This is a genomic window from Oleiphilus sp. HI0043, from assembly GCF_001634935.1.
The window spans coordinates 1-630 of sequence record NZ_LWEY01000886.1; the positions used below are offsets into that span (position 1 = coordinate 1).

A 630-nucleotide genomic window follows, 5' to 3' on the forward strand; every position below is an offset into this window, starting at 1 on the left:
GCGGTAAATAATATTAAAATCCTTATCACTAAAGTAACCTTCCTTTATGAGACTTAACGCCGCGTTAACCGCGCGAGCCGAAGGCGAGTCCGGTTGAACGCTTGGTTAGAATTTCTTTATTTAGTACGTTTTAACTTCAAAATACTTTATTTTCTTGTTTTCAATAACTGGATCGATCACGTATATATTCCCAGCTTCCAGCCGCGCGATGATATTATTATCTTCTACTCTAGTTCGCTCCATTTCTGCGTATGCTTCAGAGCTTGCTACAATGGCACCAGTATCAACGCTTGCCCCCATGGCTCCGCCAGCAACACCTCCTGCAATAGCTCCTGCGATATATGCACCTTCATTGTACTTGTGACTGGTTACCTCAATTTCATACTCTCCGGGTTTGACATATAACCATCGTTTAGACTTTCCAGAAAGTTTTTCGCCATTAATTGACTTAAGTAACACTGTATAAATTGTTCCAGCCCTTTGTCCTTCACTGTATGTATACAAGATTGCTGACTCGCTTTTAGGGGTATTCTTTGAGACGTTGAAATAGCTAGAGGCACACGAACTAAGCAAGCTAGCGAGTATTGTTATTGAAAGTAGCTTGATCATCTTAATTTAACTCCAAATAAT

At 40.3% G+C, this 630-nt stretch carries 1 protein-coding gene; it reads right to left on the minus strand.

Annotation, left to right across the window (positions count from 1 at the left end; all coding sequences use genetic code 11):
- Window positions 1–120 precede the first annotated feature (120 nt).
- The gene (locus A3729_RS10040) at window positions 121–609 is read right to left on the minus strand and encodes a hypothetical protein (RefSeq protein ID WP_068553631.1); all 489 of its coding nucleotides are present in this window, start codon (window positions 607–609) and stop codon (window positions 121–123) included.
- Between the last annotated feature and the right edge of the window lie 21 nt (window positions 610–630).